This window comes from Paenarthrobacter sp. 10L420 (genome assembly GCF_056395385.1).
Window position 1 is genome coordinate 947,606 of sequence record NZ_JBFTJK010000001.1, and the last position, 20,858, is coordinate 968,463.

General features: G+C 62.2%; 21 protein-coding genes. 16 read left to right on the top strand and 5 right to left on the bottom strand.

Translation table 11 applies throughout. The features are described from left to right. Window positions 1-156 precede the first annotated feature (156 nt). Both AC1DD5_RS04520 and nucS read right to left on the bottom strand, forming a co-directional pair. Window positions 157-1,404, bottom strand: coding sequence for an N-acetylglucosamine-6-phosphate deacetylase (locus tag AC1DD5_RS04520; protein WP_477518338.1), 1,248 nt, complete (start codon window positions 1,402-1,404; stop codon window positions 157-159). A gap of 97 nt (window positions 1,405-1,501) precedes the next feature. Further along, window positions 1,502-2,197 (bottom strand): endonuclease NucS, encoded by a 696-nt coding sequence (nucS, locus tag AC1DD5_RS04525; RefSeq protein ID WP_442003856.1) that lies wholly within the window; start codon window positions 2,195-2,197, stop codon window positions 1,502-1,504. A 49-nt stretch (window positions 2,198-2,246) separates the two neighbouring features. On the opposite strand from nucS, the gene AC1DD5_RS04530 reads away from it, so the two are divergent. Both AC1DD5_RS04530 and AC1DD5_RS04535 read left to right on the top strand, forming a co-directional pair. After that, a complete protein-coding gene (locus tag AC1DD5_RS04530) occupies window positions 2,247-2,591 on the top strand; it encodes an ATP/GTP-binding protein (RefSeq protein ID WP_224090942.1) in 345 nt (114 codons plus the stop codon). Between the two features lie 33 nt (window positions 2,592-2,624). After that, the gene (locus AC1DD5_RS04535; protein ID WP_477518339.1) at window positions 2,625-3,422 is read left to right on the top strand and encodes an alpha/beta hydrolase; all 798 of its coding nucleotides are present in this window, start codon (window positions 2,625-2,627) and stop codon (window positions 3,420-3,422) included. 15 nt (window positions 3,423-3,437) lie between these two features. Here AC1DD5_RS04535 and AC1DD5_RS04540 read toward each other — a convergent pair whose 3' ends face one another. Next, window positions 3,438-4,730, bottom strand: a complete 1,293-nt coding sequence (locus AC1DD5_RS04540) for an AI-2E family transporter (RefSeq protein WP_477518340.1) — start codon at window positions 4,728-4,730, stop codon at window positions 3,438-3,440. Between the two features lie 168 nt (window positions 4,731-4,898). Between AC1DD5_RS04540 and AC1DD5_RS04545 the strand changes: the two genes are divergently transcribed. From AC1DD5_RS04545 to AC1DD5_RS04580, 8 genes are all read left to right on the top strand, one after another. Continuing rightward, window positions 4,899-6,677, top strand: coding sequence for a DUF8094 domain-containing protein (locus tag AC1DD5_RS04545; RefSeq protein WP_477518341.1), 1,779 nt, complete (start codon window positions 4,899-4,901; stop codon window positions 6,675-6,677). A 38-nt stretch (window positions 6,678-6,715) separates the two neighbouring features. Beyond that, window positions 6,716-7,717: a co-chaperone YbbN gene (locus AC1DD5_RS04550; RefSeq protein WP_442017085.1), complete on the top strand. Its 1,002-nt coding sequence runs from the start codon at window positions 6,716-6,718 to the stop codon at window positions 7,715-7,717. After that, entirely contained in the window at window positions 7,717-8,817 is a 1,101-nt protein-coding gene (locus tag AC1DD5_RS04555; protein WP_477520677.1) for an NADH:flavin oxidoreductase/NADH oxidase, read from the top strand. Before AC1DD5_RS04550 ends, AC1DD5_RS04555 begins: the two co-directional genes overlap by 1 nt. A 41-nt stretch (window positions 8,818-8,858) precedes the next feature. Further along, complete coding sequence (locus tag AC1DD5_RS04560; RefSeq protein ID WP_477520678.1) at window positions 8,859-9,725, top strand: ABC transporter ATP-binding protein; 867 nt, start codon at window positions 8,859-8,861, stop codon at window positions 9,723-9,725. Further along, the gene (locus tag AC1DD5_RS04565) at window positions 9,707-11,278 is read left to right on the top strand and encodes a transporter (protein WP_442017088.1); all 1,572 of its coding nucleotides are present in this window, start codon (window positions 9,707-9,709) and stop codon (window positions 11,276-11,278) included. Before AC1DD5_RS04560 ends, AC1DD5_RS04565 begins: the two co-directional genes overlap by 19 nt. Before the next feature lie 86 nt (window positions 11,279-11,364). Next, window positions 11,365-12,147: a glucosamine-6-phosphate deaminase gene (nagB, locus tag AC1DD5_RS04570; protein ID WP_442017089.1), complete on the top strand. Its 783-nt coding sequence runs from the start codon at window positions 11,365-11,367 to the stop codon at window positions 12,145-12,147. An 8-nt stretch (window positions 12,148-12,155) separates the two neighbouring features. Beyond that, window positions 12,156-12,491 carry a DUF3039 domain-containing protein gene (locus AC1DD5_RS04575; RefSeq protein WP_431120260.1) on the top strand — a complete coding sequence of 112 codons (336 nt, stop codon included), beginning with the start codon at window positions 12,156-12,158 and terminating at the stop codon, window positions 12,489-12,491. A gap of 112 nt (window positions 12,492-12,603) precedes the next feature. Further along, complete coding sequence (locus tag AC1DD5_RS04580) at window positions 12,604-14,379, top strand: DEAD/DEAH box helicase (protein ID WP_442017090.1); 1,776 nt, start codon at window positions 12,604-12,606, stop codon at window positions 14,377-14,379. 6 nt (window positions 14,380-14,385) lie between these two features. Here the strand turns inward: AC1DD5_RS04580 and AC1DD5_RS04585 are convergent, their stop codons facing one another. Next, complete coding sequence (locus AC1DD5_RS04585; RefSeq protein ID WP_442003866.1) at window positions 14,386-15,012, bottom strand: isochorismatase family protein; 627 nt, start codon at window positions 15,010-15,012, stop codon at window positions 14,386-14,388. Continuing rightward, window positions 15,012-16,340: a nicotinate phosphoribosyltransferase gene (locus AC1DD5_RS04590; RefSeq protein WP_442017092.1), complete on the bottom strand. Its 1,329-nt coding sequence runs from the start codon at window positions 16,338-16,340 to the stop codon at window positions 15,012-15,014. The genes AC1DD5_RS04585 and AC1DD5_RS04590 overlap by 1 nt, the downstream gene beginning before the upstream one ends. Window positions 16,341-16,377: 37 nt before the next feature. Between AC1DD5_RS04590 and clpS the strand changes: the two genes are divergently transcribed. The 6 genes from clpS (at window position 16,378) to rdgB (ending at window position 20,848) form a co-directional block, all read left to right on the top strand. Then, complete coding sequence (clpS, locus tag AC1DD5_RS04595; RefSeq protein WP_442003868.1) at window positions 16,378-16,740, top strand: ATP-dependent Clp protease adapter ClpS; 363 nt, start codon at window positions 16,378-16,380, stop codon at window positions 16,738-16,740. Continuing rightward, window positions 16,733-17,299 carry a DUF2017 domain-containing protein gene (locus AC1DD5_RS04600; RefSeq protein WP_442003869.1) on the top strand — a complete coding sequence of 189 codons (567 nt, stop codon included), beginning with the start codon at window positions 16,733-16,735 and terminating at the stop codon, window positions 17,297-17,299. The genes clpS and AC1DD5_RS04600 overlap by 8 nt, the downstream gene beginning before the upstream one ends. Window positions 17,300-17,363: 64 nt before the next feature. Further along, window positions 17,364-18,497 (top strand): glutamate racemase, encoded by a 1,134-nt coding sequence (gene murI / locus AC1DD5_RS04605; RefSeq protein WP_442017093.1) that lies wholly within the window; start codon window positions 17,364-17,366, stop codon window positions 18,495-18,497. Beyond that, window positions 18,494-19,291 (top strand): MBL fold metallo-hydrolase, encoded by a 798-nt coding sequence (locus tag AC1DD5_RS04610; protein WP_442017094.1) that lies wholly within the window; start codon window positions 18,494-18,496, stop codon window positions 19,289-19,291. The genes murI and AC1DD5_RS04610 overlap by 4 nt, the downstream gene beginning before the upstream one ends. Before the next feature lie 79 nt (window positions 19,292-19,370). Beyond that, complete coding sequence (gene rph, locus AC1DD5_RS04615; RefSeq protein WP_442003872.1) at window positions 19,371-20,129, top strand: ribonuclease PH; 759 nt, start codon at window positions 19,371-19,373, stop codon at window positions 20,127-20,129. Then, the gene (rdgB, locus tag AC1DD5_RS04620) at window positions 20,126-20,848 is read left to right on the top strand and encodes an RdgB/HAM1 family non-canonical purine NTP pyrophosphatase (protein WP_477518347.1); all 723 of its coding nucleotides are present in this window, start codon (window positions 20,126-20,128) and stop codon (window positions 20,846-20,848) included. Before rph ends, rdgB begins: the two co-directional genes overlap by 4 nt. Window positions 20,849-20,858 lie beyond the last annotated feature (10 nt).

The window sequence follows — 20,858 nt, forward strand, 5'->3', positions numbered from 1 at the left end:
AACTCGTCTTGCGAGCATGAAAACCACCTACACAAAGACTGCTACAACACTTTCATGTGCCGTGCCGGAGGTCAACGGTCTTTAAGGCAATTCGGGAAAATTTTCGGTAAAAAGAAGGTAACGCTGACAACCGCAATTCACCGTCGTCTGATTGTCCTAAGCCAGCCACTGTCCGTTACGCATGACCGCAGTAAGGCCCAGTTCCTGATCGGTAGTAACAACGTCAGCGCGAAGGCCCCGCCGCAATCCACCCACCTCGTCAGAGAGTCCAAGAATGGCTGCAGGCACTGCAGTCGCCGAGCAGATGGCGTCCGGAAGGGCGACACCCGCCGCCACGGTTTTGCGGACCACTTCCAGGAGTGTGGCTGTGCCTCCTGCGATGGAACCAGTGGAATCCAGGGTCGCCACGCCATTGCTCACGGTCACCGGCGAGGGCCCGAGCATGTAGTTTCCGTCCGAAAGCCCGGCAGCGGACATTGAATCGGTCACCAGAAGAATGTTGGCAGCGCCCACCAACTGAAATACGGTAGCCACAGTGCTGGGGTCCAGATGCGTGTCGTCGGCGATGAGTTCCAGCACTGCTTTCCCCGACTGGGCGGCCCGCAGGCAAGCAGCAACGGGGCCTGGCGCGCGGTGGTGCATTGGTGGCATCCCATTGAAAAGGTGCGTCACGGTCGGGAGCGAGCTGACGCCGTCGAACCCTGCCGATTCCAGTCCTTCACGGGCCGCAGCCAACGACGCAGCGGCTGTGGCGTCGTCGCAGTCGGTGTGACCCAACGATGGCGTCACGCCGTGGAAGGTCATTAAATCTACCAAGGCAGCGGCCCCCGGCAATTCCGGGGCATATGTCATGGTGGCAAGTTTGCCGGCGGCAGCACCCACGAGTTCGTTCATGAGGTCCAGGTCCGGCTCCAGCAGGTAGTCCGGGTTCTGGGCGCCGCATCGTGCATGGGAGAGGAAAGGGCCCTCCAGGTGGATGCCGGCCACAAGGCCTTCGTCGACGAGCTTCACATACAGTTCGATCCCGCGAAGGAGGTCCTCCCGGGGCGCGGTAACCATGCTCGCGAGGAAAGTTGTGGTGCCGGAGCGGTGCAGGAACTCAACTGCTTTGCGGGCCGAGGCCTCCTCCCCGCCTGGAAAGTCCCCACCATTTCCGCCGTGGCAGTGGACGTCCACCAAACCAGGGAAGATGAAGTGGCCGCTGGGCGCACCGATGCGTATGGCGTGCCCGAAGCCGTCAAACTCATCCGCGTCAAAGCCGTCCGCCGGCCCGGCATAAGCAATGCGGTCGCCGTCGATGGCCAGGAGGCCGTCTTCCACCACCGCGCCGTCACTTACAAGTGTTCCCGTGAGGATCTGCTGGCTGGGCGCGGAAGAATGGGCAAAATGGTCTGCGGCAGTCATGACTCTGATTCTAGTGGCCTAAGGTTCCCCCCAGAGGGAGAACCCAGGGAAAACCCCGGGGAGAACCCAGGGAGAACCGAGCGAGAACAGGGAAGAATCAGAAGAGCCGGGATTCGCTGTCATCCACGCCGCGCATGGCGTCATAGTCCAGTGTTATGCAGTCAATTCCGCGGTCGTTGGCCAGGACTTTGGCTTGGGGCTTGATCTGTTGGGCTGCAAAAATCCCCCGGACTGGCGCCAGTAGTGGATCCCGGTTCAGCAGCTCCAGATACCGGGTCAGCTGCTCGACGCCGTCGATGTCGCCGCGCCGCTTCAGCTCAATCGCCACGGTGGCGCCGCTCGCGTCCCGGGCAAGGATGTCCACGGGTCCGATGGCGGTGAAGTACTCCCGGCGGATGAGTGAGTACCCGGTTCCGAGGGTCTCGATCTGTTCTGCCAGGAGGCGTTGCAGGTCAGCTTCCACGCCGTCCTTGATCAGCCCAGGATCAACACCCAGATCATGGGAGGTGTCATGCAGTTGTTCATAGATGTTGATAATGAGCCGATCATCGGTCTTGGCCGACTGCACGGTCCACTGCTCAACCACGCCCTCTTCCACTTCGGTTTCCTCAGGGGACGTAACCCGCAGCGTGGCCGGCGGGCTCATCCAGTTCAACGGCTTGTACGAACCGCCGTCGGAGTGCACCAGTACCGAGCCATCGGCCTTGACCAGCAAGAGCCTGGTGGCGAGGGGGAGGTGGGCCTTGAGACGGCCAACATAATCAACAGAACAACGGGCTATGACGAGTCGCACCCGCCTTACCTTACCCGTTGGCGGCCGGTGGCTGGGGCAGAATGGAATCATGCCCCGCTCCAACCGCCCTCGTCGCAACGCCGCCAGCACACGTTCGAACAAACCTGCCGGCAAGTGGGCAGACGAGGCCCCGGAACTGGATCTGGAACGGGCGAGGGCGGGGATTGCGCGCAGGGAAAGCGCCCCGGATGGTGACTGGATGGTCCGTACCATGACGGCGAGGAAGGCGGAGAAGCAGTACATCTGCCCCGGCTGCTCGACAGCCATCCTCCCAGGCATCGCACATCTGGTGGTGTGGTCGGATAACCACCTTTTTGGCGAAGCGGCCGGGCTGGCCGAGCGCAGGCACTGGCACACCAACTGCTGGACGTCACGGACCTACCGGTATCGCTGACCAGGTCCCGTTGGTTCCCTTAGGCTTGGTGGCATGACTTTTGACCCCGCCTCGTTCGTTTTCACTGCGCAGGATGCTCCGTCGGCGATTCGGGCCTCCACCGTCCTTCCCGCGCGTCGGGAGAATGTGGAATTCACCACGGAAGACGGAAAACTCCTGCTGGGGGAACTCGCCGTGCCGGAATCGGGGAAGATCAGTGCAACGTTGATCACCCTCCATCCGCTGCCGACCCATGGCGGCTTCATGGACTCCCATGTCTACCGCAAGGCTTCGTATAGGCTGCCGGCTTTGGCAGGCGTAGCGGTCCTGAGGTTCAATACCCGTGGCACACACTCGCCGCGCGGGACCAGCCAGGGCAAGTTTGAAGAGGGCATCGGCGAGCGTTACGACGTCGAAGCAGCTGTCCGTTTCGCTGTTGAGCGTGGCCTGCCGAATCGGTGGTTGGTGGGTTGGTCGTTCGGGACGGAACTTGCACTGATGTACGGCGCAGTTGAACCCGTGGCGTCGCAGATCGAGGGTGCGGTCCTGTTGTCTCCACCGCTGCACCGGGCAACGGATGTCCACCTCAAGGAGTGGGCAGCCTCGGGCAAGCCGCTTACCGTGCTGGTTCCGGAACACGACGATTATCTTCGCCCTGCAGAAGCAGCCCAGCGCTTCAGCTTGGTACCCCAAGCCCGGCTGGTGGGCGTCGACGGTGCCAAGCACCTGTGGGTGGGGGAGAAGTACGCGGCGCGTGTCCTGGACGAAATCGTCGACGACGTCACTGCAGCAGGTGCCGGCGTGGACGGGCTGCCACGTGAGTGGGCGGGCCCGGTCGCCACCGCGGCATGAGTAGGCTGGGGAAAGTCAGTGCCTGTCTTGGCGCATGATGAAGACTTCCTTGATCAGCAGCATGATGGCCGCCGCTGTCGGAATGGCAATCAACGCACCCAGGACACCCAGCAGGCTTCCGCCGGCGATGACTGAAATCACGGCTACTGCGCCCGGCACGGCCACAGCCCGCTGCATGATGCGGGGCGAGATGAAATAGGCCTCGAACTGCAGGTAGGCAAAGTAGGCGATCGCATAGATGACGGCTGTTTGCCAGCCGGCTGTGAGCGCCACGAGGATAACCACGACGGCGGCGATCATGCCGCCAACCAGCGGGATGAAGGCCAACAGCGCCACCACGAAGGCAAGCAGGACGCTGAAGGGGATGCCGAGGATGCTCATGACGATGAAGGCAAAGAATGCGTTCAGCAGGGCGACGCAAGCCTGGCCAATCACGTAGTTGCCTACTGAATCGGTAATCGCTTCCGAAAGTGCCTCGACGCGGGGGCGGCGCGACCTAGGCGCCAGGCGGTAGGCCCATTTCTTCATGGATGGCAGGGCAGCCAGGAAGTACAGGCTAAGCACCAGGACAATCAGCGTGCCGAACAATCCGTTGGCCACTGTGGAACCGAAGCCCACCACGCCACCGAAGATGCCGCCCATGGCTTCGGGATCCTTGACGAACTTATCCAGTTCGGTAGTGATGCGGTCGCGAATGCCGAACTGGCTGTCCACAGTCCGGAAGAAATCCGAGTCGAGGAAGCCCCGTATCCACTCCGGCGCCTGCCGGACGATCTCGGAAACCTGTTCCACGATGGTGGGAATCAACGTTGCAAAGAACCCGGCAACCGCAAGGACCAGGACAGAGACAGATATCAGGATGCCGCCGGGGCGTGGGACCTTCCGGGTCTCAAGCCATCGGACTACCGGATCCAGGCCGAGGGCGATGAAGAGTGCGGCAACGATCCACAGGATCAGCTGGGTGGTATTGCTGGCGATATAAAAGACCAGCAGGGCCACGCCAACCCCCGCGGTGCCCATGAAGCCCACATACAGCGGGTGCTGGGACGACATGCGGGGACCTGGAGCGCCGAAATCGTTGTCCTCGTCGGCCTTGATGCCCTCCGCGACGGCAACGGCCTCGTCCTCGGGAGGCATCTCGAACCGGACGCGTGTGCGGGCTCCGGGAATGGGTTGCCGCAGCTTGCGGGCTATTGCGGCCAGACGCCCGGTATGGATCGGAACAGTAGCGGACGTCCCATCCGCGGGGGCATCCACCACGGCTGACCCGGACTCATCGATGGGACGGGGCTCCAAGTGGTCTTTCACGCGGTTCTGCTGCCTTTTCTACCGGATATCATGATCATCGCCACACTATCAGGAGCCCGGAATCCGGCCTTCGCGGCGCCATTGCAGGGATCTGGGCGTCTCCGTTGCCATGGGCCGATCTGACTCTTTGATAACAAAACGGTTACCCTTGAAGTTCAACGACCGCTGATGATAGGTGATCCTGTGCGTTTGAAGACTGCAGCCTTGCTGGTGCTGCTGGGCCTGCTGACGATGCTGGCCGGCATTGGCCAGCTGACTTTCTGGGCCCCCGCCGAGACCGTGACGGCCTCGGTTCCCAGTGACACAAAAGCTGCCCCGCTAACCGTGATCGACCAAAAGTTGATCGCCCTCCATGACGGGCCGGTGAAGATCAAGATCCAGGGTGAAGGCAACTTCATCGTCGCTACGGGCCGCCCGGACGACGTCGAAGCCTGGGTGGGTAAAACCGCCCACAATACTCTGACTGGTGTCTCCAAGGACCAGAAGTCCCTTGAAGTGGCCTCCTCCGACGGCGAACCAACAGCTCCCTCTCCTGTCGGTTCGGATCTGTGGGTTAACACTGAAGACGCCAGTGGAGAGCTGGACTACACCTGGAATCCGCCTGCCGGAGGCGAGTGGTCTCTCTTGGTTGCCAGCGACGGAACCAAGCCCGCGCCGTCGTCCATCTCGATGACTTTCCCCAATAACGCAACCACGCCTTGGGCCGTGCCGCTCATCGTGCTTGGCATAATCATCATGCTTGCCGGCGTAGCCCTCCCGTTCATTTCCAAGGCCATCAGCAACCGCCGCAAGGGCGATGAGCACCGCAATGGTGATGACTTCGGTGGGCCGCACAGTGGCGGGGAAACCACCTCCCTGCCCGTCCAGGCGCCGCCCGGCAAGGTTGATGGTCCCCGGGGCGCTGGAGCGGAAGGCTCAAGCCTGCGGATTACTGCCGTTGCCGCGGCACTTGCCACCGCGCTTGTGGGAGGTACGGCAATCGCTGCCCAGGCAACGTCCACCCCTCAGCCTACGAACACTTCCAGCCCCTCTTCTTCCACTGCGACGGAAGGGGACGCAGCACCTGTGATGCTCGAATCGCAGCTACAGCGCATCCTGGAGCAGGTTGCCAGCACTGTGGACGCAGCGGATGCCGCCAAGGATGCTGCAAAGCTCGCGCCGCGCGTGGACAAGATGGAACTCCAGGTCCGCACTCAGAACTACAAGATCCGCTCTACGGTGTCTGCCTACGAGCCCCGCATGCCGGTTCGTGCCACCAAGCTCCAGAGCAGCGTCATCAGTACCAAGCGCGACTGGCCCCGTACCGTGTTCGCCCTGACCCAGGGCGAGGGCAACGTCGTGCCCCAGGTCCTGACGTTGGTTCAGCTCTCACCACGGGAAAACTACAAGCTCTGGGGCAGCGCTCCGTTGCAGCCGGGCACCAACTTCCCTTCGTTCCCCGTTCCCCGTGACGGAACCGCTCCTGCGGCCGCCGATGACAAGACCGGTTTGGCTTACAGCGGCAACGAAGCCTTGGGAATCCTCGGTGAGATGCTGACAACTCCTGACTCGCCGAACAGGAGCAAGCTGGCTGATGGTCAATCCTCGCCGTACATCGCCGGTGCCCTTGCCTACCAGGCAGACACCGTGAAGAACGGGACCAGTGCCAACTTCAAGTTCTCCCACACCCCCGTGAACAACCAGACCGTGGTGCTGCGCACAGCCGACGGCGGCGCCCTGGTTGTGGGACGCCTGGACTTCGCCTTCGAAGGGACGCCGAAAGCGGCAGGGGACAAACTCATTCTTGAGGACGACTCCGCTGTCTTCGCCGGCGGCAAGGAAACCACCACCGGCATGGTCCTGAACTTCGCCGAGTCCGTGGCGGTTTACATTCCGCCGGCAGGTTCAGCTGATCCCATGAAGCTCGTAGCGGCTACCCGCGGACTTGTGGGAGCCAGCTTCAAGTAGGGCACACCCTTGGCAGGGCAGCGGCTAGAGTGGACGGTATGAGTTCGCCCGGATACCGACCCACTCCAGCCGCTGCCAGCCAGCTCAACCTGCGCGGCGCCGTCGACCTCTCGTCGTTGCGCCGGCCCGCAGCCCCACCCCAGTCCCCGCCCGCAGGCGCGGCTGCCGATTCCGGTACTCCGGAATCCGGCGGATCAGGCGGAGCTGAATCGGGACGTGCACCCCTTCGCGTGGACGCTACCGAAACCAATTTCCAGGATCTGGTGCAGTTGTCCGCCCAGATACCTGTCCTCTTCCTTCTCTGGTCACGCTATGCCGCCGAATCTCCGGCCGTCCTTGACGCTGCCCAGCGCGTCGTCGAAAGCTACAGCGGTCGATTGATTCTTGCTGCCGCTGACGTGGACGCGTTCCCTCAACTCGCACAGGCTTTCCAGGTCCAGGCCGTTCCCACGGCTGTCGCCGTGGTCAAGGGCCAGCCCGTGCCGCTCTTTCAGGGTCCTGCCGACGACGAGCAGATCCGTGGCCTCGTTGATGAACTGCTCAAGGTTGCGGCGGCCAATGGAGTCACCGGGAGCATCGGCGATGCTGCGCCGGAGGGCGAAGCGGAACCAGCACCGCTGCCTCCCCTCCACCAAGCAGCCATCGACGCGATCGAGGCCGGAGACTACGCGGGGGCAGCCGCGGCCTATAAGCAGGCACTGCTGGAAATGCCTGCAGACGCCGATGCCAAAGCAGGTCTGGCGCAGGTGGAGCTGATGGCCCGGCTTGAGAAGATGTCAGCTGCCGAAGCTGAAAACCTGCGGGAACTGGCCGCACAGGAGCCCGATAACGTGCAGGCCCAGTTGGGCGTGGCCGACCTCGACGTCTCCGGCGGGCACATCGAGGATGGATTCAACCGCATCATTGCATTCATCGGCCGGAATTTCGGCCCCGAGCGCGAGACCGCCCGTCTACGCCTGCTTGATCTTTTCGAGGTAGTGGGCACCTCGGATGAGCGGGTGGCCAAAGCCCGTCAAGGGCTTGCGAGGGTTCTTTTCTAGTGCCCTCGGCGCTGTTCACACCCCTGCAGCTCCGTTCGCTGGGCACTGCGCACCGTGGGTGGGTGTCACCCATGTGCCAGTACAGTTGCACCCCTGAAACCGGGGAAGGCGTACCCAACGACTGGCACTTGATGCACCTCGGATCCTTTGCCGCCGGTGGTGCTGCTTTGATCCTGAGTGAAGCTGCTGCGGTGAATGCATCCGGCCGTATCAGCCCCAGGGACGCTGGAATGTACTCCGATGAGCAGGCAGCGGGCTGGGAGCGGATTGTGCATTTCGTTCACCGGCATGGCGCTGTCGACTGCAAGATCGGCGCCCAGCTGGCGCACGCCGGGCGTAAGGCGTCGACTTACTGGCCGTTTTCAGACCGGACCGGTTCCGTTCCAGCATCCGACGGCGGGTGGGTCACTTTTGGTCCTGCCCAGCAGCCCTACGACGGCTATGCAGCGCCCGAAGCCATGAGCGAAGAAGACATCCAGGGAGTCATTGCCGACTTTGCTGCCGCAGCTGAGCGGGCTGTGGCCGTAGGTTTCGACACCGTGGAGATCCACGGCGCCCATGGATACCTTCTGCACCAGTTCCAAAGCCCCCTTATCAACACACGAACGGACAGTTGGGGTGGAACGGAGGACGGGCGGAACCGGTTGATGCTGTCGGTGGTGGACGCCGTGAGGGAGGTCATTCCGGACTCCATGCCACTGTTGTTGCGGATCTCCGCAACTGATTGGGCTGAAGGGGGAGTGGATGTTGAGGCCTCTATCCGCCTCGCGAAGGCGGTGTCCGAACACGGAGTCGACCTCGTGGACGTCTCCAGCGGCGGGGCCGTCGCCCATCAGCACATCAGGCCCGCTCCCGGTTACCAAGCTGGATTCGCTGAACAAGTAAAACGCGACGCCGGTGTACTCACTGGTGCTGTGGGCCTTCTCACAAGTGCCACGCAGGCCGAGGATATCGTGGCGAATGGACGTGCGGATGCGGTCTTCATGGCCCGCGCTGCACTGCGGGATCCGCACTGGTGGCTCAGGGCCGCGTACGAGCTCGGACACGATATTTCCTGGGTTCCGCAGTACCAGAGGGCCATACCCCGCCACGGCTTCTAGCACCTCCCGGCACCACTGGAAGCCGGGGCTAGGCTGGTCTCATGACGGAACCGCGCCATGAGCCACTCCCCGAGCCATTCCACATTCGCCAGCCTGCACCGCAGCAATCTGCCGTTGAACCCGGGCTGTCAGCAGACCCGCACACGGACTTGCCAGTATCGGCCCTGTCCATCCGTGGTCTGGCCAAGCGGTTCGGTGGGAAGATCGCCGTCGATGGCGTCAGCCTTGAGGTTCCTGTTGGTTCGTTCTATGGAATGGTTGGCCCGAACGGTGCCGGCAAAACCACCACGTTGTCGATGGCCACAGGGCTGCTGCGGCCGGACTTTGGCACGGCGTTGGTCCACGGCGTGGATGTTTGGGCACGGCCGCTGGAGGCCAAGAAGCTTATGGGTGTGTTGCCGGACGGCGTCCGTTTGTTTGACCGGCTGACCGGGGAACAGCTGGTCACCTACGCGGGCCTGCTCCGCGGCATGGACCGGGACGTGGTTCGCCCGCGCGTATCTGAACTGTTGGCTGCCTTGGACCTGGAAGCCGATGCCGGATCCTTGGTGGTTGACTATTCGGCCGGTATGACCAAGAAGATTGCGTTGGCTTCGGCCTTGATCCATGCTCCCCGCCTGCTGGTATTGGACGAGCCCTTTGAATCGGTGGACCCGGTATCGGCAGCCAACATCAGGGGCATCCTTGAGAGCTACGTATCTTCCGGCGGTACGGTCATCGTCTCCAGCCACGTCATGGACCTCGTGCAGCGGATGTGCAGCCATGTGGCAGTTGTGGCAGCAGGACGCGTCCTCGCAGCGGGGTCCGTGGATGAAGTACGGAACGGTTCCACGCTGGAGGAACGGTTTGTGCAATTGGTAGGCGGCGGGCACCGGACGGAGGGGCTGGAGTGGTTGCGCACCTTCTAAGCCTTAAATGGCGGTTGCTCCTGAACGGCTTCATGCGCAGCCCGGCGCAGCTCATTGGCATGGGCATCGGGCTGTTGTATGCGCTGGGAATCATGGTCCTTTTGATTGGAGCCTTGATTGCCCTGCGTTGGGCGGACGCTGAAATCGCCCACACGGTGGTGGTATTGGGCGGGGCTGCAGCGCTGCTTGGCTGGGCAGTGGTTCCCCTTCTTGCATCCGCAGCTGACATGACGCTGGATCCCGCCCGGTTCACCACATCTGCGATCCCACCCCGCCAGCTTCTCACCGGCCTTGCCTTGGCAGGTTTCATTGGTATCCCGGGCCTCGCCACAGCCCTTACCGCGCTTGCCACTGTTGGTACGTGGTGGCGCAGTTTTCCAGCGGTGGCGGGTGCGTTGCTGGGCGCGTTTTTGGGGGCCTTGACCTGCATAGTGTTGTCAAAAGTAGTGACGACGGCGACTGCCGGACTGGCATCGTCCCGCCGCTTCAAGGACGTCAGCAGCCTCGTCTTTTTCATCCCGCTCATGCTGATGGGTCCCATCATCGTGGGTATCGTCGACGGAGTTCGTGGCACGGCGGATTATCTCCCTGCGCTTGCCCGTACAGTGTCCTGGACTCCTCTTGGCGCGGCCTGGTCCCTGGGCGGTGACCTTGAGGCTGGAGACGTTGTTTCCGCCGGACTGAAACTCCTCATTGCTGGGGCAACAGTTTCCGGATTGCTGCTGTGCTGGCACGCGTTGCTTCAACATGCTTTAGTGACGCCGCCGTACGCCGGAGGTTCGGCCAAGAAGGGCGGTAAGCGTGGCTTGTTCGATGTCCTGCCAGGTACACCGGCTGGCGCGGTTGCTGCCCGCGCCTTGATTTATTGGATGAAAGACCCCCGTTATGCGGGCTCGCTGGTGGTGGTTCCACTGTTTCCTGTGATCTTCTTCTTCAGCGGGAGCCAAAGCGGCGATTACGGCATGCTCATGCTTCTTGGGCCACTGACGGCGTTTGTGATGGCGTGGTCCATCTGCGCTGATGTTTCCTATGACAACACCGCTTTTGCCCTCCATCTGGCATCGGGTGTCAGGGGTGTGGATGACCGCCTGGGCCGTGCCATGGCGTGCTTGACCATTTCCCTGCCTCTTGTGCTTCTTTTTTCCATAGGTCCGTTTTTCTTTACTGGTTCCTGGGCATGGGCTCCGAACCTGATCGGCCTGTCGCTGGGCACTTTGTTCACTGGTTTGGGGTTGTCCTCGGTGATCTCCGCGCGATACAACATTGCCGTGCCCTTGCCCGGTGACAGCCCGTTCAAGAAGCCACCCGGAAACGTTGCCCAGACACTGGCCGTGCAGATGATAGGCATGGGTGTCCTGGTTCTTTTGCTCCTCCCGCAGCTTGCGCTGATGGGAGCCCAACTGTTTACCGGCAGCGTCGTCCCTGGCTGGATTAACCTTGTGGTGGGTCCACTTGTGGGAATGGTTCTGTTGGTTGCCGGGGTGCGCCTTGGCGGTAAATGGCTGGATGCGCGGGGCCCGGAGATGTTCGCCCAGCTCAGTGTGAACCGCTAGACACGTAACAACCATGGCAAGCTCATGGGACATGGGATAACCTCGTCTCAATATCGCGCGATTCCTACGTAAGAAAGGCAGTGACGATGGAAGTTGTCATTCTCCCTGGCACCAAGCAGATTGGCGCTCTGGCGGCAGATGCCATCGAAGCCCTGGTGCGCCGCAAGCCCAACACCGTTCTGGGTTTGGCCACGGGTTCGTCCCCGCTGCCGATCTACGATGAATTGGCCCGGCGTTACGAAGCCGGGAGCGTGGATTTCAGCGAGGCACACGGCTTTGCGCTGGACGAGTACGTCGGACTTGAGGCCGGTCACCCGGAGTCGTACCGCGAGGTGATCCGGCGCGAATTTACCAACCGGGTGAATATCAAGCCTGAGAATGTGCATGGGCCGGACGGTGCTGCCGAGGACCTCGAAGCAGCCTGCCAGGCCTACGAGGATGCAATTAAAGCCGCAGGCGGCGTGGACCTCCAGATCCTGGGCGTGGGCACTGACGGCCACATTGGATTCAATGAACCCGGTTCATCGCTGGCGTCCCGCACCCGGATCAAAACCCTGATCGAGCAGACCCGCAAGGACAACGCCCGCTTTTTCAACAGCATCGACGACGTCCCGCACCATGTGGTCACCCAGGGCTTGGGCACCATCATGGATGCCCGGCACGTCATCCTGGTGGCTACAGGTGCACAAAAAGCCCAGGCAGTGCGGGACTTCGTCGAAGGGCCGGTAGCCGCCATTTGCGCTGCATCCATCCTCCAGATGCATCCTCACGCCACAATTTTGGTGGACGAAGCCGCGGCGTCGTCGCTGAAGTTGGCCGATTACTACCGCCACACCTACGACAACAAGCCGGAGTGGCAGGGCCTGTAGACGGTAAGATGGATGCCATGACTACGCTTCCTCCGGATCCATTCGAAAACGACCCCATGCGCGAGCTTTCCGGAGCCGGAACGTCCACATCCACCATTGAGCGCGAGGAAACGCGCCAGGAAGTGGAGCCCGGCGACCGCGAGCGGTTCTCGCACTATGTTCGCAAGGAAAAGATCATGGAGTCGGCCATGACCGGCGAACCCGTCATTGCCCTTTGCGGCAAAGTCTGGACGCCGGGGCGCGATCCCCAGAAGTTCCCGGTCTGCCCGGAGTGCAAGGAGATCTATGAGGGTCTCCGCCCGGGCAAAGACGGTGGAGACAGCGGCCCGGGCAATTCCAAGTAGTGGGTGGGAAGAGAACACAGGTCCCTTCCGATCGTGACCGCACTGCGGTCCACTGCCGCGTGCCCGGAGAACCGGGGCTAATTTTCGCTGCCATCAGGCCGGGGGAGTCCGCATGACAGAAACATTATTTGGTGGTCCATCCCTGCCTCCGGCATACCCGGAACGCGCCGCCTGGGGTACAGCACCCAAGCTGCGCGCCTGGCAGCAGGAAGCCCTGGACCTCTATATGGCCAGACATCCAAAGGATTTCCTTGCAGTGGCTACACCTGGCGCTGGTAAAACCACCTTTGCCTTGCGGATTGCCACCACGCTGCTGGATAGCGGCGTTGTTAACAGGATCACCATCGTTGCCCCTACGGACCATCTGAAACGGCAGTGGGCTGACGCCGCTGCCCGGGTGGGCATTGCCATCGACCCCAACTTCAAGAATTCCGACGGCCAGCATGGCCGTGGGTTCGTTGGTGTCGCTGTGACATATGCCCAGGTGGCGAGCAAGCCGATGCTGCACCGTGCCAAAACAGAAGCCGCCCGGACACTGGTCATCCTGGACGAAATCCACCACGGTGGAGAGGCCCTGTCCTGGGGTGACGGCTTGCGCGAGGCCTTTGATCCAGCGGCAAGGCGCCTTTCCCTGACCGGTACGCCGTTCCGTTCCGATACCTCACCCATCCCGTTCGTGGAATACGCCGAGGACCGCGACGGTATTCGGCGCTCCAAAGCCGATTACACGTATGGCTACGGCAATGCCCTCCGGGACCACGTGGTGCGTCCCGTGCTTTTCATGGCTTACTCAGGCCAGATGCGCTGGAGGACCAGTGCAGGTGACGAAATGGCCGCCTCCCTCGGGGAAGCGGCTGTCACCAAGGACATTACCTCGCAAGCGTGGCGTACTGCGTTGAACCCGACGGGTGAATGGATCCCGGCTGTCCTTGCCGCCGCGGATAAACGCCTTGGCGAGGTTCGCCGGACCGTCCCGGACGCCGGTGGGCTGGTTATCGCCACGGATCACGACGACGCCCGCGCCTATGCGGGGCAGCTTAAGAAGATCACCGGGCAGTCGCCCACAGTGATTCTTTCGGACGACTCGAAGGCTTCCAGCAAGATCGAGGAGTTCTCCGCGGGAGACAAGCGGTGGATGGTCGCTGTCCGCATGGTGTCCGAAGGCGTGGACGTTCCGCGCCTCTCGGTGGGCGTCTACGCCACGTCCACCTCTACGCCGCTGTTTTTTGCCCAGGCCGTAGGCCGCTTTGTGCGTGCCCGCAAAAGGGGTGAGACGGCGTCGGTCTTCCTGCCGTCAGTACCACCCCTCATGGTGCTGGCCAACACGATGGAGGCCGAGCGCGACCACGCCCTTGACCGCCCGGAAAAGGATGAGGACGGACTTTTCAGCCCGGAAGAGAACCTCATGGCCGAGGCCAACCGCGAGGACAAGGCTTCGGACGAACTGACCAAGGGCAAGTTCGAGGCTCTGGACTCGCAGGCTTCCTTTGACCGCGTCCTTTTCGACGGCGGTGAATTCGGTACGGGAGCGGACATCGGCTCTGATGACGAGTTGGACTTCCTGGGCATTCCCGGGCTTCTCGACGCCGAGCAAGTAGGGACGTTGCTGCGTCAGCGGCAGCACGAACAGCAATCGCGCAAAAAACGTCAGTCGCCTTTGGCTGCCGCAGCTGCACCGGCCGTACCCGACCACCGCATGCTCATGGACTTACGCAACGAACTGGCCAAGAACGTAGCAGCCTGGTCCGCCCGGACAGGCACACCGCATGGAGTGGTGCACACAAAGCTGCGCGAACTGTGCGGTGGACCTGCTGTAGCCCAGGCGAACGAGGAACAACTTCAGGCGCGCTTGCGTAAGTTGCAGGACTGGTTCATCGGCCGAAAGTAGCCGGGCTTAGCTGCGTTCAACCTCGACGCCGGCGGCCTCCATTTCGTCGAAGGTTTCAGTGAGGTCCTCGGCGATTCCGGCTGTGAGATCCGCGATGACCGTAGTGGTGTACCCGGCTTGGACAGCATCCAGGGCCGTTGCCTTGACGCAGTAGTCCGTCGCGATGCCCACGACCACCACTTCCTCGACGTCATGGCTTTGCAACCAGTCATCGAGCCCGATTGCATCTTCATCCAGGACCTCGGCCTGGGCGGTGCCGGCCTTGAGGTCCCCGGAAGGAACATCATCCTCCGGGGCAAGGACGCCCTCAAAGCCGGAGTAAGCCGCTGTGTACTGTCCTTTACGGAAGTAAGCCTGGATGTATTCCGGGTCCAGGTCCTCGTGGAGTTCAGCTCCTTTGGTCCGGGCCCGGCAATGCGGCGGCCAGGAATCCACCATGTCCGGCTCATCGGAGAAATGGCTTCCCGGTTCGATGTGCCAATCCTGGGTGGCCACGATGTGGTCGAAATGCTGTTGGTTTGCATCCACGTACTCGGTGATGGCGCCGGCAACTGCAGCGCCTCCTTCGACTGCGAGGCTGCCGCCTTCGCAGAAGTCGTTCTGGACATCGACGATAATCAGGGCCCTGGACATCAGTTCTCCTCGTAGATGGTGGGGATGGCGGCTTCGCCGCGCTGCAGGCGGTTCACTACGGCAGGCAGTTCGGCCATGGTGGCGGCATGCCGTTCTTTGGCGCGGACCACGCCTTCGGGGCCCGTCCAGCCGGGCAGGAGTTCACCATTCTTGATGAATTGGTGCAACAACGAACGGTCGTTTCCGTCGTCCTCCGGCCGGCGACCTATTCCAACGATCTCCTGCGTAGCCCTTCCATGTTCGTTGAGCTTGCGCAGGGCGTACTTGCGTCCCCCGACGCTGGCCTTGTTCTTGGCCGCTTTAGCAACGGAGATGAACTCGCCGGCGTCGTTTGTCCTGCTCACCAGCTTGTACACCATGCTGGCGGTCGGAGCGCCGGAGCCCGTCACCAAGGACGTGCCAACCCCGTAGGAGTCCACTGGGGCGGACTGGAGGGCGGCGATGGCGAATTCATCGAGGTCGGAGGTCACCACGATCCGGGTGTTCACGTTTCCAAGGTCGTCCAACAGTTGGCGGACCCATTGCGCCTGGGCAATCAGGTCGCCCGAGTCCAGGCGGACGGCGCCAAGTTTGTCCCCTGCGAGTTCGACGGCGGTGCGCACCGCTGTTTCGACGTCGTACGTGTCCACCAGCAGCGAGGTTCCCGGGCCGAATGCCGCGATCTGGGCTTCGAAGGCCTCGCGTTCGGTGTCATGCAGGAGGGTGAAGGAGTGCGCGGCAGTACCAACGGTCTTGATGCCGTAGCGCCGCCCGGCCTCAAGGTTGGAGGTGCTGGCGAAGCCGGCGATTACTGCGGCGCGGGCAGCCGCCGTCGCGGATTCTTCCTGGGTGCGCCGGGAACCCATTTCGATGCATGGCCGGTTACCGGCCGCCGACGTCATCCTTGACGCGGCAGAAGCGATGGCGCTGTCGTGGTTCAGGACGGAGAGGATGTAGGTCTCCAGAATGCAGGCTTCGGCAAACGTCGATTCGACGATGAGGATGGGGGAGTTGGGGAAGTAGGCGTCGCCTTCCGCGTAACCCCAAATGTCTCCATTGAATTTGTAGTTGGCCAGGTAGTCCAGTGTCTCCTGGTTGACCACCTTGTTCCGCTCAAGGAATGCGAGCTCGGCTTCGCCGAAGCTGAAGTCGGCGATTCCTTCCAGGAGGCGTCCGGTTCCGCCCACCACGCCATACCGGCGGCCGTCAGGCAGACGCCGGGCGAAGGCTTCAAACACTGAGCGGCGATGCGCAGCCCCGGAGTGCAGGGCGGCCTGGAGCATCGTCAACTCGTAGTGGTCGGTGTACAAGGAAGTGGCGGGATGGTCCCAGGACGCGGCTCTACTCACGAATTCACTCTAGTGCGAGCCGCCATAGAATGGACAGATGACCCCTAGCGTTGCATTTGGCACGGACATCGATGAGCGGACGAAAGCTGTAGAGCAGACGTCCACCGATGTCCTGACTGCCCCGGACATCCCCTGGAATTTGGTGATCTGGAATGATCCCGTCAACCTCATGAGTTACGTCAGCTATGTGTTCCAGAGTTACTTCGGCTACTCCGAGTCCAAGGCACACAAGCTCATGATGGAGGTCCACAAGAAGGGCCGATCCATCGTGGCGCACGGCAGCAAGGAACAGGTTGAGCAGCACGCAGTAGCCATGCACGGCTTTGGCCTGTGGGCCACTGTGGAGAAGGCCGCAAGCGGAAACGAAGCACCCGGGAAGGGCGGCCGCCAGCGTGGCTAAGGCATTCAAATACGGACTCAAGGGAATCACCGGCTACCTGGAGCCTGCCGAACGGGATCTTTTACGGGGGCTGCTGGACGACGTCATCTCGATGCTGGAGTCCGACGCCAGGGAGAACGAGGACCCGCTGGCCGCCTTGATCGGCTTGGACATGGACGTGAAGCAACCGAGCGATCGCGCCTTGCTGCGGCTTCTGCCAAACGTCATGAAGGACGACGACGGCGGCTCGCTGGAGTTCCGGCAATTGACCGAACGCTCGGTGCGGGAAAACAAGATTGGCGCCTTGAAGGCTACGGCGATGGGCCTGGACAAGGACGATCTTGTGCTGACCCCGGAGGACGCAACGCGCTGGTCCATGGCCCTGAATGATGTTCGCCTGGTTTTGGCTGAACGCCTGGACATCCGTGACGAGGCGGACGCCGAGCACATCCACAGCATGCAGGACTGGAGCCAGGCGGAGGACGTGGAGAGTTACCTGGCATTGGTCTACAACTTCACCACCTGGCTTCAGGAGTCGCTGGTGCAATCGATGATGGCGGCCAGGCAGGCAAAATCCTGATCGCGGAGGCCATCGCCGGGCCCGCCTGTGTGACACATCAGACACGAGGCGGAGGCCACAGGTAATGGCCGCAACACAGGGGAAGCCTTATTCTCGAATAATCATGACTTCAGCATCTGGCAGTTCAACGGGCGGCAGTTCAAAGGGCGACAGTTCAACAGGCGCCGGATCACCAAGCGCTACAGGGGCCCCGGTTGTGGCCTCGCCCGGTGACTTGGGGGTCTCCAATGAGCTTATGGGATCCCGCCCGATTGGTGTCTTTGATTCCGGCGTTGGTGGGTTGACGGTAGCTCGCTCCATCATCGATCAGCTCCCCAACGAATCGATCCTGTACGTGGGGGATACGGCCAATGGACCCTATGGGCCGTTGCCCATCGCCGAAGTCAGGGCCAACGCCCTGGGCGTGATGGACGAGTTGGTGGATTCCGGCGTGAAGCTTCTGACCATTGCCTGTAACTCTGCTTCGGCCGCAGTTCTCCGGGATGCGCGTGAACGCTATACGGCGCGTTACGGGATCCCTGTTATTGAGGTCATTCAACCCGCTGTGCGCAGGGCTGTCGCGGCCACCCGTTCCGGCAGGATCGGCGTTATTGGGACATCAGCCACAGTAGGTTCGCGTGCCTATGAGGACACGTTCGCGGCAGCCCCGGATCTTGCCATCACCTCCGTGGCTTGCCCCGCCTTCGTGAACTTCGTTGAAGCCGGCATCACCACAGGCCCGGATCTCCTGGCAGCCGCCAATGAGTATCTGGAGCCACTGAAACACGCTGGTGTGGACACCGTGGTGCTCGGGTGCACGCACTACCCTCTGTTGACCGGAGTGATCTCGTTCGTCATGGGGGAGGACGTGACCCTGGTATCCAGCGCGGAGGAAACTGCCAAGGACGTCTACCGTGCCTTGGCCACTCACGGTATCCAGCGAACCGACACAAGTGCCCCCAGCCATGAGTTCATCGCAACGGGCGATGCCGTTCAATTTGAAACACTCGCCCGCCGCTTCCTGGGCCCCGAGGTCCTGTCCGTCAAACACGTTGACCACGTGGCTGCCCAATATCCCACCGGCAGCCTGGCGCGCATCACCCCGGAAATGTTGGAAGCAGCACGGGGAGGGGCTGGACTGTCCCGCCGCTCCTACTTCGTACAACCGGACAACGGACCCAGCCCCGCTTCCAGTGCTGTCCCAGGACGTGGCCTGTGAAACTGACCATCGTGGGCTGTACTGGTTCTTTTCCCGGTCCCGGCTCGCCGGCGTCGTGCTATCTGGTGACTGCGCACGACGGTGAGCGGGAATGGAAGATCGTGATGGATCTCGGGAGCGGGGCGTTGGGTGCCATCCAGCGTTACACGGATCTTGAGGACATCGACGCCATATTCCTCACGCACCTGCACCCGGACCATTGCATGGACCTGTGCGGCCTCCACGTAGCAGTCCGGTGGAAGCCCGGCGGTTGGGGCCGGGACCGGATTCCCGTGTGGGGGCCGGCAGCAACCGCGGACAGGATGGCAACAGCCTATGGGCTGGACCTGGATCCGGGCATGCATGAGGAGTTCGACTTTACTCATTGGGCCGAACAGAAGCCTGTCACCGTTGGCCCCTTCACGGTGACGCCCTACGGCGTCAACCATCCCGTGGAAGAAGCCTACGCATTGCGAGTCACGGCAACGGAACCAGGCAAGGATGGAACGCCCATAACTCGGGTACTGACATATTCGGGGGACACCGACTCGTGCCAGGGACTGGAGGAAGCAGCCAGTGGCGCTGACTTGTTCCTGTGCGAGGCCGCGTTCGAGGAAGGCCGCGACGACGCCATCAAGAACGTGCACCTGACGGGCAAGCGCGCTGGGGAAGCCGCCATGAACGCCGGAGCCAAGCGCCTGCTTCTGACTCATATTCCGGTGTGGACTTCGCAGACCAAGGTAATGTCCGAGGCCAAACCGGTGTTTTCCGGGGACGTTGCTGTTGCAGTTGCCGGGGTCCACTACACAATCTAGGTGGCATCGAGATGGTGACGCGCTCGCCTGACCCACTGTACGGCGTCGGGCGTTGTCCCATCCTCGCTAAGCTTGAAGCATGACTTCTGAAGCTACAGCCACACCCGTTATCCGTGCCGACGGCCGGACTCCCGATCAACTGCGTCCCATCAGCATCACCCGCGGCTGGTCCAAGCAGGCTGAGGGCTCGGCGCTCATCGAGTTCGGCAACACCCGGGTATTGTGCACGGCTTCCCTGACCGAAGGCGTTCCCCGCTGGCTCAAAGGCGAGGGTCGTGGCTGGGTTACTGCCGAATACGCGATGCTTCCCCGGGCTACGAACACCCGATCCGACCGTGAGTCCGTGAAGGGCAAGATCGGCGGACGCACGCACGAGATCTCCCGCCTTATCGGACGTTCGCTGCGCTCGATCATTGATACCAAAGCGCTGGGTGAAAACACGATCGTCCTTGACTGCGATGTCCTGCAGGCCGACGGCGGCACCCGCACCGCCGCCATCACAGGTGCCTATGTGGCGCTTGCCGAGGCGATCCGCTTTGCCCGCGAAAACAAGCTGATCGCCCGTAATGCCCAGCCGCTGGTGGACACGATTGCTGCCGTTTCGGTGGGCATCATCGATGGCGTGCCCATGCTTGACCTTCCGTACGTCGAGGACGTACGCGCTGAAACCGACATGAACGTGGTGGTCACCGGATCCGGCAAGTTTGTGGAGGTCCAGGGCACTGCCGAGGGCGCCCCGTTCGACCGCGATGAACTCAACGCCTTGCTGGACCTCGCCCTGATCGGCACGGGCCAGCTGGCGGCTATCCAGCGTGAGACGCTGGCGGAAGCTCCGTGAGCAGCGACGGCGCCGCGGTTGCCGGTGCATCCAGTGCAGATTCAGCCGATGCAGATCCAACCAACGCAGATTCAGCCAGTGCTCCGCGGCTTGTCCTCGCAACGCACAACCAGGGAAAGCTGAAGGAACTTCGCGAGCTGCTGCGCGGTCAGGTTCCAGGGCTCGACGTCGATACCCAGGTGGTGGATGCAGCTGCGGTTGGTGCGCCGGACGTAGCCGAAACCGGGGTCACTTTTGCTGAGAATTCACTCCTGAAGGCGCGTGCCGTGGCTGAGGCAACGGGTTTGGTGGCCATCGCCGACGACTCGGGCCTTGCCGTTGATGTCCTCGGCGGCGCGCCAGGCATCTTCTCCGCCCGTTGGTCAGGGAAGCATGGGGACGACGCAGCGAACCTGCGATTGCTGCTCGCCCAACTCTCCGACGTGCCGGACGCCTTCCGCGGGGCTGCTTTTGTCTGCGCCGCAGCCTTGGCAGTGCCCGGAGCAGATGGAATCACCCACGAAACGGTTGAGTACGGTCAGCTCGAAGGTACGCTGTTGCGCGAGCCACGGGGCGAGGGTGGGTTCGGGTATGACCCCGTGCTCCAGCCGGTGGGAATGGACCGCAGCTGCGCCGAGCTGACATCCGAGGAAAAGAACGCCATCAGCCATCGAGGCCAGGCATTCCGGGCTTTGCTCCCCGCGATCGTTGCTGCACTCTCGGGTGTTCATTCCAGTTAGAAGTACAACG

Excerpts from the sequence above, each read along its gene's own strand:
- AC1DD5_RS04545 (WP_477518341.1), top strand. The coding sequence starts at position 4,899 with ATGATAGGTGATCCTGTGCGTTTGAAGACTGCAGCCTTGCTGGTGCTG.
- AC1DD5_RS04580 (WP_442017090.1), top strand. The coding sequence starts at position 12,604 with ATGACAGAAACATTATTTGGTGGTCCATCCCTGCCTCCGGCATACCCG.
- AC1DD5_RS04520 (WP_477518338.1), bottom strand. The coding sequence starts at position 1,404 with ATGACTGCCGCAGACCATTTTGCCCATTCTTCCGCGCCCAGCCAGCAG.
- rph (WP_442003872.1), top strand. The coding sequence starts at position 19,371 with ATGACTTCTGAAGCTACAGCCACACCCGTTATCCGTGCCGACGGCCGG.
- nagB (WP_442017089.1), top strand. The coding sequence starts at position 11,365 with ATGGAAGTTGTCATTCTCCCTGGCACCAAGCAGATTGGCGCTCTGGCG.
- murI (WP_442017093.1), top strand. The coding sequence starts at position 17,364 with ATGGCCGCAACACAGGGGAAGCCTTATTCTCGAATAATCATGACTTCA.
- AC1DD5_RS04560 (WP_477520678.1), top strand. The coding sequence starts at position 8,859 with ATGACGGAACCGCGCCATGAGCCACTCCCCGAGCCATTCCACATTCGC.
- AC1DD5_RS04535 (WP_477518339.1), top strand. The coding sequence starts at position 2,625 with ATGACTTTTGACCCCGCCTCGTTCGTTTTCACTGCGCAGGATGCTCCG.
- AC1DD5_RS04550 (WP_442017085.1), top strand. The coding sequence starts at position 6,716 with ATGAGTTCGCCCGGATACCGACCCACTCCAGCCGCTGCCAGCCAGCTC.
- AC1DD5_RS04585 (WP_442003866.1), bottom strand. The coding sequence starts at position 15,012 with ATGTCCAGGGCCCTGATTATCGTCGATGTCCAGAACGACTTCTGCGAA.
- AC1DD5_RS04530 (WP_224090942.1), top strand. The coding sequence starts at position 2,247 with ATGCCCCGCTCCAACCGCCCTCGTCGCAACGCCGCCAGCACACGTTCG.
- clpS (WP_442003868.1), top strand. The coding sequence starts at position 16,378 with ATGACCCCTAGCGTTGCATTTGGCACGGACATCGATGAGCGGACGAAA.
- AC1DD5_RS04575 (WP_431120260.1), top strand. The coding sequence starts at position 12,156 with ATGGATGCCATGACTACGCTTCCTCCGGATCCATTCGAAAACGACCCC.